General features: G+C 60.1%; 14 protein-coding genes. 6 read left to right on the top strand and 8 right to left on the bottom strand.

The features are described 5' to 3' along the window. The first annotated feature begins 178 nt into the window (after window positions 1–178). Window positions 179–1,075, top strand: coding sequence for a peptidoglycan DD-metalloendopeptidase family protein (locus AC3WTM_RS02715; RefSeq protein WP_102669416.1), 897 nt, complete (start codon window positions 179–181; stop codon window positions 1,073–1,075). Between the two features lie 67 nt (window positions 1,076–1,142). On the opposite strand, the gene AC3WTM_RS02710 is transcribed toward AC3WTM_RS02715, so the two are convergent. From AC3WTM_RS02710 to phoB, 3 genes are all read right to left on the bottom strand, one after another. Next, window positions 1,143–2,483 (bottom strand): hemolysin family protein, encoded by a 1,341-nt coding sequence (locus AC3WTM_RS02710; protein WP_007975205.1) that lies wholly within the window; start codon window positions 2,481–2,483, stop codon window positions 1,143–1,145. Window positions 2,484–2,607: 124 nt separating this feature from the next. Continuing rightward, window positions 2,608–3,894 carry a phosphate regulon sensor histidine kinase PhoR gene (gene phoR / locus AC3WTM_RS02705; RefSeq protein ID WP_219736698.1) on the bottom strand — a complete coding sequence of 429 codons (1,287 nt, stop codon included), beginning with the start codon at window positions 3,892–3,894 and terminating at the stop codon, window positions 2,608–2,610. Window positions 3,895–3,974: 80 nt separating this feature from the next. Then, complete coding sequence (phoB, locus tag AC3WTM_RS02700) at window positions 3,975–4,664, bottom strand: phosphate regulon transcriptional regulator PhoB (protein WP_003229608.1); 690 nt, start codon at window positions 4,662–4,664, stop codon at window positions 3,975–3,977. 153 nt (window positions 4,665–4,817) lie between these two features. Between phoB and AC3WTM_RS02695 the strand changes: the two genes are divergently transcribed. Next, complete coding sequence (locus AC3WTM_RS02695) at window positions 4,818–5,201, top strand: COG4315 family predicted lipoprotein (RefSeq protein WP_102669414.1); 384 nt, start codon at window positions 4,818–4,820, stop codon at window positions 5,199–5,201. 61 nt (window positions 5,202–5,262) lie between these two features. Here the strand turns inward: AC3WTM_RS02695 and ubiA are convergent, their stop codons facing one another. Beyond that, entirely contained in the window at window positions 5,263–6,153 is an 891-nt protein-coding gene (gene ubiA, locus AC3WTM_RS02690; protein WP_102669413.1) for a 4-hydroxybenzoate octaprenyltransferase, read from the bottom strand. Then, a complete protein-coding gene (locus AC3WTM_RS02685; protein ID WP_102669412.1) occupies window positions 6,153–6,716 on the bottom strand; it encodes a chorismate--pyruvate lyase family protein in 564 nt (187 codons plus the stop codon). The genes ubiA and AC3WTM_RS02685 overlap by 1 nt, the downstream gene beginning before the upstream one ends. Window positions 6,717–6,915: 199 nt before the next feature. Here AC3WTM_RS02685 and AC3WTM_RS02680 point away from each other — a divergent pair, with 199 nt between their 5' ends. The 3 genes from AC3WTM_RS02680 to AC3WTM_RS02670 all read left to right on the top strand — a co-directional run bounded on the left by AC3WTM_RS02680 (window position 6,916) and on the right by AC3WTM_RS02670 (window position 8,723). Beyond that, window positions 6,916–7,086, top strand: a complete 171-nt coding sequence (locus AC3WTM_RS02680; RefSeq protein WP_007995385.1) for a rubredoxin — start codon at window positions 6,916–6,918, stop codon at window positions 7,084–7,086. An 18-nt stretch (window positions 7,087–7,104) separates the two neighbouring features. Next, window positions 7,105–8,253, top strand: a complete 1,149-nt coding sequence (locus AC3WTM_RS02675) for an NAD(P)/FAD-dependent oxidoreductase (protein ID WP_102669411.1) — start codon at window positions 7,105–7,107, stop codon at window positions 8,251–8,253. Between the two features lie 194 nt (window positions 8,254–8,447). After that, window positions 8,448–8,723, top strand: coding sequence for an HU family DNA-binding protein (locus AC3WTM_RS02670; protein ID WP_003195589.1), 276 nt, complete (start codon window positions 8,448–8,450; stop codon window positions 8,721–8,723). Window positions 8,724–8,813: 90 nt separating this feature from the next. Here AC3WTM_RS02670 and AC3WTM_RS02665 read toward each other — a convergent pair whose 3' ends face one another. After that, window positions 8,814–9,209, bottom strand: a complete 396-nt coding sequence (locus AC3WTM_RS02665) for a DUF6124 family protein (protein ID WP_102669410.1) — start codon at window positions 9,207–9,209, stop codon at window positions 8,814–8,816. Between the two features lie 1,722 nt (window positions 9,210–10,931). On the opposite strand from AC3WTM_RS02665, the gene AC3WTM_RS02660 reads away from it, so the two are divergent. Beyond that, entirely contained in the window at window positions 10,932–11,303 is a 372-nt protein-coding gene (locus AC3WTM_RS02660; protein WP_102669408.1) for a helicase, read from the top strand. A gap of 140 nt (window positions 11,304–11,443) precedes the next feature. Here the strand turns inward: AC3WTM_RS02660 and AC3WTM_RS02655 are convergent, their stop codons facing one another. Both AC3WTM_RS02655 and recG read right to left on the bottom strand, forming a co-directional pair. Further along, window positions 11,444–12,847 carry an aminoacyl-tRNA deacylase and HDOD domain-containing protein gene (locus AC3WTM_RS02655; protein ID WP_102669407.1) on the bottom strand — a complete coding sequence of 468 codons (1,404 nt, stop codon included), beginning with the start codon at window positions 12,845–12,847 and terminating at the stop codon, window positions 11,444–11,446. A gap of 78 nt (window positions 12,848–12,925) precedes the next feature. Next, window positions 12,926–15,001: an ATP-dependent DNA helicase RecG gene (gene recG, locus AC3WTM_RS02650; protein ID WP_090452170.1), complete on the bottom strand. Its 2,076-nt coding sequence runs from the start codon at window positions 14,999–15,001 to the stop codon at window positions 12,926–12,928. Between the last annotated feature and the right edge of the window lie 4 nt (window positions 15,002–15,005).

Raw genomic sequence — 15,005 nt, 5'->3', positions numbered from 1 at the left:
CACATTTGTAATGCGTTCTCTTGTGTGAGGGAGCTTGCTCCGGGCGGCGATCCGACGATGGGGTCATCACTTTTACCGCACATCTGCTGAACACCTTTTCTGAAACAACTGCCGACTACCTGGGTCCATTGCAGCTGCTAGGCTCAATCCCAGATCTCACTCGACAGAATCCTTGCTCATGTTCACGCGCCTGCTGTTTTTATGTGGTTTGTTCATGGTCGCCACCTCGGCCATGGCCATGACCATCTACAAGTCCAAGGACGCCTATGGCGTGGTTTCCTACAGCGACCGTCCCAGCAAGGGCGCCCATGTGTTCGTTTTTCGCGATGGCATGGTCGAGCATCTTGAGCGCCAGGTGCGCCTCATCATCATGAAGAAGAACGGCGTGCACAGCGTGTACGTGCGCAATGACCTGTATGCGCCGGTAGAAGTCGAATTGAGTTTTGCCGGGGTGAAGAACGCCAGCGGCGTGCCGGGCGGGACGATTCGGCGGGTGATACCGCTACGCAGCAGCGTTCGTCTGGCGCGGCTCACGGCGACTAAAGGCGGGAGGCCCCTCGCATACGTCCCGAAGTTCAAATACTCCCTGGGCGACCCCTCTGGGCCCACGGTGGGCTATCGGTACCCGTTGCCCTGGCGTGGCGGACCGTTCCGGATCAGTCAGGGCGCCAATGGCCCCTACAGCCACTTCGGGCCCAAGAGCCGATATGCCATAGACATCGCAATGCCTGAGGGCACACCGATCATTGCCGCGCGAGGCGGGGTGGTGGTGAAAACGGAGAACAGGCAGAGCGGGCGCGGTACCGACGCTTCCGGCAATTTCGTGCGGGTGCTGCACGATGACGGGACCATGGGGGTTTACCTGCACCTGAAGAAAGGTTCGGTCTGCGTTCGGGAGGGTCAGCGGGTAACGGTAGGCAGTGCGTTGGCATTGTCCGGCAACACCGGTAACAGCACCGGGCCGCATTTGCACTTCGTGGTGCAGCGCAACACCGGGCTGGGGCTGGTCTCGATTCCGTACCAGTTCAACCAGCCGGTGGGTGCGCTGCCCAACTTCGCGTTGGGCGGGAAGTGAAGTTTTCGGTGATCAACTGTGGCGAGGGGGCTTGCCCCCTCGCCACAATAGGCCCTTCAGCCGCAGATCAATCGAGCATCAACACCTTGGCCAGAACGATCTTCGGCCCTTTCATCTTCTTGATGATGATCCGCAGGCCTTCGACTTCCAGCACTTCTTCCTCTTCCGGAACGCGCTTGAGGCTCTCATAGACCAGCCCGGCAAGGGTTTCGGCTTCGACGTGGTCGAGGTCGATGCCCAGCAACCTTTCAACCTTGAAAAGTGGCGTATCGCCCCGCACCAGCAGCTTGCCCGGCTGATACGCGAGGATCCCGCGTTCGGCCTTGCGGTGTTCGTCCTGGATGTCGCCGACCAGCACTTCCAGCACGTCTTCCATGGTCAGGTAGCCGATGATGTTGCCGTCGGCCTCTTCGACCACGGCGAAGTGCGAGCCGCCCTTGCGGAACTGCTCCAGCAACTGCGACAGCGGCATGTGCCGTGACACGCGCTCCAGCGGGCGGGTCAGTTCGGCCAGGTTGAACGACTCGGGAATGTGGTCCAGCGCTGCCAGTTCCAGCAGCAGATCCTTGATGTGCAGCAGGCCGACGAACTCCTGGCGCTCGCTGTCGTACACCGGGTAGCGGCTGAACTTGTGGCGACGGAACATCGCCAGGATCTGCTTGAGTGGCGCGTTGAACTCCAGGGTCACCAGGTCTTCGCGGGAGTTGGCCCAGTCGACCACTTCCAGTTCACCCATTTCCACTGCCGAGGCCAGCACGCGCATGCCTTGGTCGCTTGGATCCTGGCCACGGCTGGAGTGCAGGATCAGTTTCAGTTCTTCACGGCTGTAGTGATGCTCGTGATGCGGGCCGGGTTCACCTTGCCCCGCTATGCGCAGGATAGTGTTGGCGCTGGCGTTGAGCAGGTAGATGGCCGGGTACATGGCCCAATAGAACAGGTACAGCGGTACGGCGGTCCACAGCGACAGCAACTCGGGTTTGCGGATGGCCCAGGATTTGGGGGCCAGTTCGCCGACCACGATGTGCAGGTACGAAATGATGAAGAAGGCAGTGAAGAACGAGATGCCCTTGACCACTTCGGCCGACTCGACGCCGACTGCACTCAACACCGGCTCAAGAATGTGGGCAAACGCGGGTTCACCAACCCAACCCAGGCCCAGGGAGGCGAGGGTAATACCCAATTGGCAAGCCGACAGGTAAGCATCGAGCTGACTGTGCACGGTGCGCAGGATGTGCCCGCGCCAGCCGTTTTTGTCAGCGATGGCCTCAACCCGGGTCGAGCGCAATTTGACCATGGCGAATTCCGCCGCAACGAAAAATCCGTTGAGCAAAACCAGGATCAGAGCAAAAAGAATCATGCCGAAGTCGGCGAAAATTGTAGCGAGGGTCAAGCCAGGGGAAGGGTCCATGATGGAGTTTTGCGGGTTCCGTATATTCGAGAGGGAAGTAAAAAACCGCGCCTGAAAGGCAGGCACAAGTCAGCCAATGTAGCGGCTGACCGTCCAGTTGCCTAGTGGCGCGTGCTGGCCGGTATCAGTCAGCGGTGCTGATAACCCGTGATTTGGTGACCTGGGCCGGGGCAAAGTGGCAGGTAAAGGTACTGCCGTGGCCCGGTACGCTGCTGATTTCCATCCGTGCTCGATGTCGTAACAAGACGTGTTTGACGATCGCCAGCCCCAGGCCAGTGCCCCCTGTGTTGGAGTTGCGGCTGGAGTCGACGCGATAGAAGCGTTCGGTCAGGCGCGGCAGGTGTTTGGCATCGATGCCGATCCCTGAATCCTGCACGCTCAGGTGCGCCCCCTGGTCATCGCCCCACCAGCGAATGCGGATATTGCCTTCGGCCGGGGTGTATTTCACCGCGTTGAACACCAGGTTGGAAAACGCGCTGCGCAACTCCGCTTCACTGCCCTTGAGCAGAATCGTCGGGTCGGCTTCCAGGGTGATTTGCTGGTTTTTCTGGCCAGACAACTGCTGCGCGTCACTCTTGATCGATTGCAGCAAGCCGTCGACCGGTACCGGCTGGTTGTCCGACGGATAATCGGTGGCTTCCAGCTTGGCCAGCAACAACAGGTCGTTGAGCAGGGTCTGCATGCGTCCGCCTTGTTGCTGCATCTGCTGCAAGGCACGGACCCAGCGCGGGTTTACCTCGTCGACGTTATCGAGCAAGGTTTCCAGGTAACCGCAGATCACCGTCAACGGCGTGCGCAGTTCATGGGAAACGTTGGCGATGAAGTCTTTGCGCATTTGCTCAAGCTGATGGATACGCGTCACATCGCGCACCAGCATCAAGTGCTCGTTGTTGCCGTAACGGGTGATGTACAGCTGGATGCGTACACGGTCGTTGGTCGGCGAAGGGATTTCCAGCGGTTCGGCGTAACTCTCTTGCTCGAAATATTCCTTGAAGCGCGGATGACGCACCAGGTTGGTCACCGGTTGGCCGCTGTCCTGTGGCGTCTTGAGGCCCAACAGGGTTTCGGCGGCGCGGTTCCACCATTCCAGGTTGCCGTCGGTGTCGAGCATGATCACCGCGTCTTTCAGCGCGGCGGTGGATTCCTGAACCCGATCGATAACCGCTTGCAGGCGTCCGCGTACCCGTTGGTCACGGCGTTGCAGGTGGTAGATGCTGTCGAACACTTCGCCCCACAGGCCGTAGCCGTCGGGTGGTGCTTCATCGGGTTTGTGCAGGCGCAGCCACTCATGCAGACGCAGCAATTGCTTGAGGGTCCAGGCCAGGTAAAGACCCAGGCCTGCGGCGAGGCTCCAGCCGTAATAGCCGGTGATCAGGCCGATCACCAGGCAGGCGGTGACCAGCAGCAGCATGTGGCGAATCAGGGTGCCATGCCAGTTTTGGTTCACTTGACGCGCGTCCTTGTCAGCTTGTCGGGCGGTAAAGGTCCGGGTCAGGCTTTGGTAGAAAAGCGGTAACCGGTGCCGCGCACGGTTTGTACCAGATTTTCGTAAGCGTCGCCGAGGGCTTTGCGCAGGCGTCGAATGTGTACGTCAACGGTGCGCTCCTCGACATAGACGTTGCCGCCCCAGACCTGATCCAGCAACTGGCCACGCGTGTAGGCGCGCTCCTGGTGGGTCATGAAAAATTGCAGCAGGCGGTATTCGGTCGGGCCCATCTCGGCAGGACGGCCGTCGATGGTCACGCGGTGGCTGATCGGGTCCAGCAGCAGGCCGCCGACTTCGATCGGTGCTTCGCCATCGGTAGGGCCGGCACGGCGCAGCACGGCCTTCAGGCGCGCGACCAGCTCACGGGGGGAAAACGGTTTGGTGATGTAGTCGTCGGCGCCGACTTCCAGGCCCTGGATCTTATTGTCCTCCTCACCTTTGGCGGTGAGCATGATGATCGGGATGTCCCCGGTCAATTCATCACGCTTGAGACGACGGGCCAGCTCGATTCCAGACGTGCCGGGTAGCATCCAGTCGAGCAGGATCAGGTCCGGTTTGCGGTCGACGATTATGGCGTGGGCCTGCTGGGAGTTTTCAGCCTCCAGGCAGTCATAGCCGGCCATCTCCAACGCAACGGCGATCATTTCGCGAATAGGCGCTTCGTCGTCGACGATCAGAATGCTCCTGCCAACCATGCCCTTAGTCCTCTTGTCATTTAACTGTCTTGCGCCGCATTAGATAACGGAATTATTGCAGTCGTGTGACAGTATTTTAGTCGGCCGGCGATTGGCTGGATCCTGGGCTAAGCTTTAAGTCCGAATCCTGACAACCACAAAGGAAGGCTTCAAATGAATCGACACTCGCAGTCCATCAAGGCCCTGCTGCTGGCCGCTGCCTTGGCATTGCCTTCGATGGCTTTCGCCGCCGAGCCGGCGATGATGAAGGGCGGCATGATGACCGACCACAAAGGGATGACCCTGTACACCTTCGACAAAGATACGGGTGGCAAGTCGGTGTGCACCGGGCAATGCGCGGAAAACTGGCCGCCACTCAAGGCGGAAGCGGGCGCCAAGCCTGAAGGCAAGTGGACAGTCATCAAGCGTGACGACGGGACGATGCAGTGGGCCTATGACGGTAAGCCGTTGTACTACTTCGTCAAGGACAAGGCACCCGGAGACATGACGGGCGACAAGATGAAAGACGTCTGGCACGTCGTCCGCGAGCATATGTAACACAGCAAAAAAATCGCAGCCTTCGGGTAGGCGCTGCTCAGGGCTGCGATCTTTTCAACGGTCAACGCAACGCGTAGTCCAGCACAATCCCGACGAAAATCGCCAAACCCGCCCAGTGATTGTGCAAGAACGCCTTGAAGCAACGCATGCGGTCCCTGTCGCGGGTGTACCAGAACTCCCACACAAAGCAGCCCGCCGCCGCCAGTAATCCAAGGTGGAACCAGCCACCGAGGTCGAACTTCGAACCCGCCAGCAACAGGCAGCCCAGCGCTAGCCCCTGTAGGGTCAGGATGATTGCCCGGTCCGCGTCGCCGAACAAAATCGCCGTGGATTTCACGCCGATCTTCAGGTCGTCATCGCGGTCGGTCATCGCGTAATAGGTGTCGTAACCCACGGTCCACATCAGGTTGGCGATCCACAGCAGCCATGCGACAGCCGGCAATTCACCGGTTTCTGCGGTGAACGCCATCGGCATCCCCCACGAAAATGCAGCGCCCAGCACCACTTGCGGGTAATAGGTGTAGCGCTTCATGAATGGGTAACTGAACGCCAGTGCCAGGCCGCCCAATGACAGCCAAATGGTCGCGGCATTGGTGCACAGCACCAGCAGGAAACTCACGCCCATCAGCAGTGCGAAGAATACCAGTGCCTCTTTGGAGCTGATCTTGCCGCTCACCAGCGGCCGCTGCTCGGTGCGCTTCACATGACCATCGACCTTGCGGTCCGCCCAGTCGTTGATCACGCAGCCGCCAGCGCGAGTCAGCACCACGCCTAGGACGAAAATCACAATGTTGGCCAGGGAGGGCGAACCCTTGCCGGCAATCCACAGCGCCCACAGCGTTGGCCAGAGCAGCAGGTAAATGCCGATCGGCTTGTCCATGCGGGTCAGCTGAATGAAATCCCAGGCCCGAGGGTTCAAGCGGTTCAAGGACTTGAGCAGGCTTTGGTACATCAACGGTTCTCCGATTGGGCGCAGGCGGCGTCCCACAGGGAAGGCAGGAAAATTTCGGCCACCAAAACGCTCAAGGCACCGCGGTCGAAGCGCGAGCGGCGGCCCCACAGTCCAGGCGATTGCACCTCGGCGGGCAGCCACGCTTGTGGATAATGGCAAACCTCGATGGCCCGGCGCTGGAAGGCCTGATCGCAAAACAGTAATTCGCCCAGCGAGCGGCTGCCCAGTTCGTCCATGTGCAAGCCGTCGCCTTGCAATGCACTGCGTGATGCCACGCTGCGCGCAAACACCCACGCCTGGCCATGACCACGCAAATACACCTCGCGTACCCAGCCCTCACTGCCATCGACCAGGTCCAGTGCTGCGCATTCGTCGGCACGCAGGGGCTGCCAGCCTTCGAACATCGGCGAGACGCTGAAGGCGTCATTCGACAGATGAATCAGACGTCTGGTCAGCGAGCCTTCGTCGAACAGCCAGTCGAGGGTAGAGGCATCGGGGAGGGGCGCCAGTTCGCTGCGCGCGAGCCAGAGAGAAGCTGGAGAGGGGGATTCTGTGTGATGCACAATGAGTCATTATTGGCAGCAAATGAGGCGGCGAGCTTAACATGTCAGCTGCCGTTATCGATTGAAATGGCCTGCCGTTGCGCCGAACAGGCTTGCATCCGATGGCCCCGATCAGTACAAAACGCGCTGAGTTGGACGGCAGTGCTACAACCATCGACCGTCCGGCCGGCAAAATGCCTGAACCCTGAGGAAGTACCTGATGAAAAAGTGGCAATGTATTGTCTGCGGCCTGATCTACAACGAAGCCGACGGTTGGCCGGATGACGGCATTGCGCCGGGCACCCGTTGGGAAGACGTCCCGGCAGACTGGCTTTGCCCGGACTGCGGTGTGGGCAAAATGGATTTTGAAATGATCGAAATCGCTGCCTGAATAATTGAGGAGTAAGGAATGAACGCACCTGTCGTAATCATTGGCACTGGTCTGGCTGGCTACAACGTGGCCCGCGAGTTTCGCAAACTCGATAGCGAAACCCCGCTGCTGCTGATTACCGCCGATGACGGGCGCTCCTACTCCAAGCCCATGCTCTCCACCGGCTTCGGCAAAAACAAGGATGCCGACGGCCTGAGCATGGCCGAACCCGGCGCCATGGCCGAACAGCTCAAGGCTGAAATACGTACCCACACGCGCATCAGCGGCATCGACCCGGGCCACAAGCGCTTGTGGATCGGTGAAGAAGCGGTGATCTACCGCGACCTGATTCTGGCCTGGGGCGCCGAAACCGTGCGTGTACCCATTGAGGGCGACGCGGCGGGCTGCGTGTTCCCGATCAACGACCTGGAAGACTACGCACGCTTCCGTGCGGCGGCGGCCGGCAAACGCCGCGTACTGCTGCTCGGCGCTGGCCTGATCGGCTGCGAGTTCGCCAACGACCTGACCCTGGGTGGCTACGAAGTGCAGCTGGTTGCGCCGTGCGAACAAGTCATGCCGACCCTGTTGCACCCGGCGGCCGCCGCTGCGGTGCAGGCAGGCCTCGAAAGTCTTGGCGCTCGCTTCCACCTCGGGCCGGTGCTCAACCGCCTGCAACGCGTGGCTGATGGCCTGGAAGCGCACCTGTCCGATGGCCAGGTGATCCCTTGCGACGTGGTGGTCTCGGCCATTGGCCTGCGACCGCGCGTCGACCTGGCGGCTGCGGCCGGTCTGCAGGTCAACCGTGGCATCATGGTCGACCGGCACCTGAAGACTTCCCACGCCAACATCTACGCCCTGGGCGACTGCGCCGAGGTCGACGGGCTGAACCTGCTGTACGTGATGCCCCTGATGAGCTGTGCGCGAGCGCTGGCGCAAACTCTGGCCGGCAACCCGACCGCCGTCACCTATGGCCCGATGCCGATCACCGTCAAGACCCCGGTCTGCCCGTTGGTGGTGTCTCCGCCGCCACGGGGCGCAGAGGGCATCTGGACAGTCGAAGGGCAGGGCACCGACATCAAGGTTTTATGCCGCGATGCCGCGGGCAAGCTGCTCGGTTACGCCCTCACCGGTGCCGCCGTGATGGAAAAACTGGCCCTGAACAAAGAGCTTCCGGCCCTGTTGGCATAAATACCGGTCGTTCTGTCGGAATCACCCCCCTTTTGCCCCAACAATGGCCGCGCCGATACTGGCGCGGGGCTTCACTGCGTGCCATCCTCACTCCCGTCTGCCGCAGAGTAGAGCACCTGCGGCGCTTTTGGCGCTGCTCCGCAGAGGGCAGCACGGACATAACAACAACAAACCGTCAAAGGGGCTTCATTCACATGCGTAAACCAGACCTCGCTGCAGCCATCGCTGAAAAAGCAGACCTCACCAAAGAGCAAGCCAACCGCGTTCTCAACGCCGTTCTTGAAGAAATCACCGGTGCCCTGCACCGCAAAGACAGCGTGACGCTGGTGGGCTTCGGCACCTTCCTGCAACGCCATCGCGGTGCCCGCACCGGCAAAAACCCGCAAACCGGTGAACCCGTCAAAATCAAGGCCAGCAACACCGTTGCTTTCAAGCCTGGGAAATCGTTGAAAGACAGCGTTAATCCGTAATCCGTTTTCACCTCCCGCGTAGCGGGGGGAGTGGAATAAAAAATGGGCACGCCAACCAGGGTTGGGTGCCCATTTTTTGTGGGTGACGAATCAGCCGAGCCCGCTTTGTTGCTTGGCGAGAATCGCCGCCATTTCCGGCTCATCCAGATGATCCAGCGCCCGCTCTACCAGCAAATGCGCCCCCTCAGCCACGCGACTGATCGCCAGGGCTACTGAGCGGCGTGAGCCGTCTACATCATCGGCCAGGTCAGCGGCGATGGCGCTGATGGACAGCAGATCTTCCGAGGCGTTGGCCAGGAGTGCTTCGGTGTTGATGTCCGGGCAGACGCTGAAGAGTTGGCCGCTGCGTTTCGTTGGTGTTTGTTTTGGTGGGGCGAGATAGTGATCTAGAGCGCGTTCGGCGGCTTCGTGGAGTTTTTTGGAATCGAGGGATTCGTAAGGTGATGCAGCCGGATCTTCTGGCGGATTAGGTGTTGGCTTAGTCATTGGTATATCCCGATATGTGTAGGTGAGGGACTGGCACCGTTTCGCTTGCATTCGAATGTGGTGGCAGCCGTACGCAGGTGTGCAAGACCGGGCATATCGGACCCCGGCAGACCCCAAAGGGACCTCCCACGCACAGCCGCCATATAGCGATCCAAAAAGCATGTTTATGCTCAAAGGTTTGCGTGGCAGTTGCGCGGCGATATGTACCGGACTTGCACGTCCGTGTCACCGTTTTTTGCGGTGGCTGGCAGAGGTTAGCTGCGGATGTGGAGGGTGCCTAGTTCATGGATGGCTCGACATTTTGAAGGAAATGTCTGAGAAGGTTGAGGGGGATTAGAGACGAAGTCGCACTCGTCTTAAACACCCATTTGCATGGAGTATCACTGGGAATCAAGTCGAGCTCGACCGCGATGCTTCATATTCATGATCGACAATGAGCTACACACTGCTGCAGTGAGGCAAGCAGGCAGAAAACGGCCAAAAGAGGTCAATAAAGCTGCTGGCAGTGTAGTTTGATTTGCCGCCTACACTGATCAAGCAGCTTGGCTTGTTATCTTTATCGTGTTTCTCCTTGGATCGGCTCGCTTTCGCTGTGGCCACCCGAGGAAAAACAAGGACGTACAGGACATCAAGGAGCGTCATACGACATTACTATCGCGTTTAAATGCGAGAGCGATGTCGCTAAATGGTAGCTAGATGCGGGAGACACATGCGATTACGACTTAAGCTTTTCACATCTCTTGCGATTTTGGTCGCTCAGTCAGCGATAGCTCAAGATCCTGACGCGGCCTTATCTAAGCTTTCTCCCGACGCACGCGATTGGGTCAATCGTTCATGTACTCGCAGCCTCGGACCGTCTCTCTGGTCAAGCTGCGTCGATCGGGAAGCGTCAGCAGCTTCGCGTGGAAAACCAGACCTCTCCAGCCTAAATCCGGAGCTGCGGGCTTGGGTCATAAGAAGTTGTTCTGACTCTCTCGGCCCGTCTCTTACCATTAGCTGCCTCACCCGCGAGAAAGCTGCACTGGCAGACGGGTTACCAAACATTTCATCTCTTACCGAAGAACAAAAGCAATGGTTGTTCAGCTCCTGTTCTACATCGCTAGGGCCTTCGCTATTTCTGGCATGCGTTCAAAGAGAGTCGGCAGTTCTTCGTGGCACACAATCCGCTCCCCAACAACCACGCGCAGCCGCGTCTCCTGCTCCACGCCAGCTCTACAGCACACCAAGCAGAAGCTCAGGTCATGAGAGCTATAAAATCGAGGTGGCTCATAACGATGAGTTTTTCATTATCAACGGAGAAAAATTTGAATCACGAACTTATTGCCTGGGCTGGGAAGAAGGAGACGAAGTTCTATTTCTAGAGGGAAGCCCGCTCGGTGTCTGTACAAGCGCAGAGCTTCTAAACCTGAGAACACGCGAAAAGTGCGATGTATGGTGCGAGTAGCCGTATCTAGCAAGCTATTCCAGCCGATGACCTTGACTCCGCTTCGGTCCGGCAACCCCGCGGCTGAACCTAGACGTTATGAATGTCTGCAAAGGGTCGACTTCTGCCGGTAGAAGCATCCTGCTGGGAACGACTACATCACTCTACTTTTTCCGTGACTTGGTAGTCATCAACGTCAAAAATAACATCATCTCCCTCTAACGATACGCAACGGTGGCGTTCTCGTTCAAAGCCATTACACTGCCCCAGCCGTTCATTTTTCTCTTGAGGCTGTGCGCATGAAATTTCGTTTTCTGCTGTGGATGCTGGGTTTGTTGATGGGTAAGGCCAGCCGGACCAATCCGGCGTTTCAGCAGCAGTTGGGTGACAAGGAACTGGTGTTCCAGCTGCAGACCCTGGACGGGAAAGTGGCGCGGCATTTCCGCGTGAAGGACCAGCGCATCACCAGTCAATCGGGTGTGCATGCCGAACCTGCATTTGCGATTGCCTTTAAAGACGCCGCGTACGGCTTTGCCACGATGCAGGCGAAGAACAAGCAGCTGGCGTTCATGACGGGGATCCAGGACAAGTCGATTCAGATCAAGGGCAACCCGGCGCTGGTGATCTGGTTCCAGGGGCTGACGAAGTATTTGAAGCCGAAGAAGGTGTAGGAGCGAGCCTGCTCGCGAGAAACTCAAGGCCCCCGCGGTTATCAAGGATGCACGCGTCATCGTTGACGACTTTCGCGAGCAAGCTCGCTCCTACAAGGTCTTGGTAATCCTTGTGGGAGCGAGCTTGCTCGCGATGTTTTTCAGCCTTGAGTGAATTGCGACGCCAGTTCACGCAGCAGCACTTCGGCTTCGAGGACTTTGCTTACCACGTCGTTGGCTTTTTCGCGGCTCAGGCCGAGGCGTTCGAGCAGGGCGTCGGGGATGTCTTCGTCGGGGCCGGAGCCGATGTTACGGCTGCGCAGCAGGCGCACGGCCAGGCAGACCAGGTTCGGGTACTCGGCGTAGGCGCCGTCGTAGGCCGGGTCGTGCTGGAAGCGCAGCGCTGTGGACAGTTCTTCGGGCATGTCCCAGTGGCGCATCAGCCATGCGCCGATTTGTTCGCGACTGATGCCCAGCAGGTGTTGCTCGATGTAGCTGTGGCACAGGTGCGGGTTGACCTCCAGATGACGGCAGATCAGCGAGAAGTGCGGCGGGAACACATGGGCCAGCAGCAGGTAGCCGAAGTTGTGCAGCAGGCCGGCGAGGTAGGTCAGGCCTGCTTCCGGACGCTGGGCGCGCGGCATGGCGCGGGTCAGGCCTTCGATGACGGCGGCGGTGTAGATCGATTGTTGCCAGTATGGGGTGGAGTGTTGCGGGTGGTCCTTGGGCAGGCTCAGGGTTTTGCCCAGGGCCAGGCCCAGCGCCAGGTTGATCACCAGGTCGAAGCCCAGCACGCGCACGATGGCGTCTTCAACGGAGCGGATCTTGCCCGGCGACGCATAGTAGGGCGATGCCGCCCAGCTCACCACTTGTGCGGCCAGCGCCGGGTCGGTTTCGACCACGCCGGTGATGTCGTCGATGGTGGCGTTGGGGTCGACGCGCAGCTTGATGATTTTTTGCGCGGTTTCGGCCAGCGGCGGAATTTCGATGGTCGCTTCCAGACGCTGCTGGATACGCCGTGCGGTGAACGCTTGGACGGCCTGGGTGATTTCCTCGCGGTCGTCATCGGGGCGGTCGAGGTTGGGACGGATGCTGGTCAGGTTTTCGCCGAAGTTGGCGGCGCTGGCCTTGGTCAGCATGGTCGCCTTGAAGTCTTCGCTGGTGATTTCCAGCAGCACGCCCGGCTCACCGGAGTTGATCAGCAACTTCGGCTCGCGCAGCAGGCTTTCGTCATACAGGCACGGTGAACTGGTCAGCGCCGGCAAGCCTGGCAGCAAGCTGAGATTGTGCTTGCCGAGCATTTTTGTCAGGCGTTCGGTGGGTACGGCGGCGAGGCGGCGACCGGTGAGTTCGGTCAGGCGATTGAGGTCCAGCAATTGGCTCTGCGGGAACAGCACCATCAATACGCCAATGCTGTCATCCAGGAGAACAGCCTGCACTTTGCGCGCGGCATTGAGACCGTGACGGTCCAGCACTTCTTCGTAGGCAATGCCCAGCTTGCCCAGCATCAGCCGAATAACCGACGGAGCGTGCGGGGTGTCGGGTGCGAAGGCAACGTCGGTCATGGTCTGTATCCGGACTTAAACAATTGCAGGAGTATAACCAGCTTGCTTGGGGCCACGCCTCAGAAACCGTGACGGTTGTCACACTTGGCCGTATTGTTGGCCATGACGCAGCCATCGATCGAGTAGCGGGCTGACGTGGGTCGGCCAGCGCTCGAGCAATGCCTGGGCGGCATCCCGCACGGCGGGCAGCAAATCGGCATCGCGCATCAGGTCGGCGACCTTGAATTGAAGTAAACCTGTCTGCCGGGTGCCGAGCATTTCGCCGGGGCCGCGCAGTTCCAGATCCTTTTCGGCGATGACGAAACCATCGTTGGTTTCACGCATGATGCCCAGGCGCTGGCGGCCGATCTGCGACAGCGGCGGATGGTAGAGCAGCACGCAATGGCTGACGGCGCTGCCCCGGCCGACGCGGCCGCGCAACTGGTGCAATTGCGCCAGGCCCAGGCGTTCAGGGTTCTCGATGATCATCAGGCTGGCGTTGGGCACGTCCACGCCGACTTCGATCACTGTGGTCGCGACCAGCAATTGCAGGTTGCCGGCTTTGAATTCGGCCATCACCGCGGCTTTTTCCGCAGGCTTCATGCGGCCGTGGATCAGCCCGACCTTCAGTTCGCCGAGGGCGGCAGTGAGGTCCTCAAAAGTGGTTTCGGCGGCCTGGCAGGTCAGCTCTTCCGACTCTTCGATCAGCGTGCACACCCAATAGGCCTGACGCCCTTCGGCGCAAGCGCTGCGTACTCGCTCGATGACTTCGACCCGCCGGGTGTCGGTGATCAGCACGGTGTTGACCGGGGTTCGGCCGGGGGGCAGTTCGTCGAGGATCGAGGTGTCGAGGTCGGCGTAGGCGCTCATGGCCAGCGTGCGCGGAATCGGCGTGGCGGTCATGATCAGCTGATGCGGACACATGCGCCCGCCGACGCCTTTCTGCCGCAGGGCCAGACGCTGCTGTACGCCAAAACGGTGCTGTTCGTCGATGATCACCAATGCCAGGTTCTTGAATTGCACTTCATCCTGGAACAGCGCGTGGGTGCCGACCACCATCGGCGTGCCGTTGGCGATTTGCTCCAGCGCGGCGACGCGGTTCTTGCCCTTGAGCTTGCCGGCCAGCCATGCGACTTCGATGCCCAGCGGTTCGAGCCAGCGCTTGAAGGTGATGAAGTGCTGCTCGGCGAGAATCTCGGTGGGCGCCATCAGCGCGACCTGATAACCGGCCTCCAACGCTTGCAGCGCGGCAAGGGCGGCGACCACGGTTTTACCGGCGCCGACATCGCCCTGGATCAGCCGCAGCATCGGTTCGTGCTGGCTGAGGTCATAGGCGATTTCGTTGCCGACCCGCTGCTGGGCACCGGTCGGGCTGAAGCCGAGGTTGGCCAGGTATTTGGCCGGCAGCTTGGTAGCTTTGGGCATCGCGGGCGCACGCAGGGCGCGCATGCTTTCACGAAGGCGCTGTTGCGACAGTTGATGGGTCAGCAGTTCTTCGAAAGCCAGACGGTGCTGTGCCCAGTGGTGACCGAGGGCCAGTTCATCGACGTCGGCATCGGCGGGCGGGTTGTGCAGGTAGCGGATCGCATCGGCCAGCGGCGCCAGTTGGTAGTCGCGGGCCAGTTCGCTCGGTAGCCAGTCGGGCAGGCTGCTGGGGCCGAGCAGGGTGAGGGTCTGCATGCACAACTGGCGCAAGCGCTGTTGGGTCAGGCCTTCGGTGAGCGGGTAGACCGGGGTCAGGGTTTCATCCACTGGCGGCGGTTCGTCGCCGGTGATGGCGCGGTATTCCGGGTGGTAAATCTCCAGCCCCGAAGCGCCGGGCCGTGCTTCGCCGTAGCAGCGAATCCGCGTGCCGCGTTTGAGACCTTCCTTTTGCGCGTTGCTGAAATGGTAGAAGCGCAGGCTGAGTCCGCCGGTGCCATCCTGCAACCGGACCACCAGGCTGCGCCGACGCCCCATGACCACATCGGCACCGCTGACAGTGCCTTCGATGACCGCATCCTGACCGGGCCGCAGTGCGCCGATCGGCACCACGCGAGTGCGGTCCTGATAACGCAGGGGCAGGTGAAACAACACGTCCTGGAGGTTTTCCAGGCCGACCTTGGCCAGTTTCTCGGCCATGGCTTCACCGACACCCTTGAGTGCCGTCACCGACACTTGCGACAACTCGCTCATGACC

This window comes from Pseudomonas sp. EU05-FHT14B02 (assembly GCF_058791055.1).
This window is presented reverse-complemented; position numbering and strand designations above follow the sequence as displayed.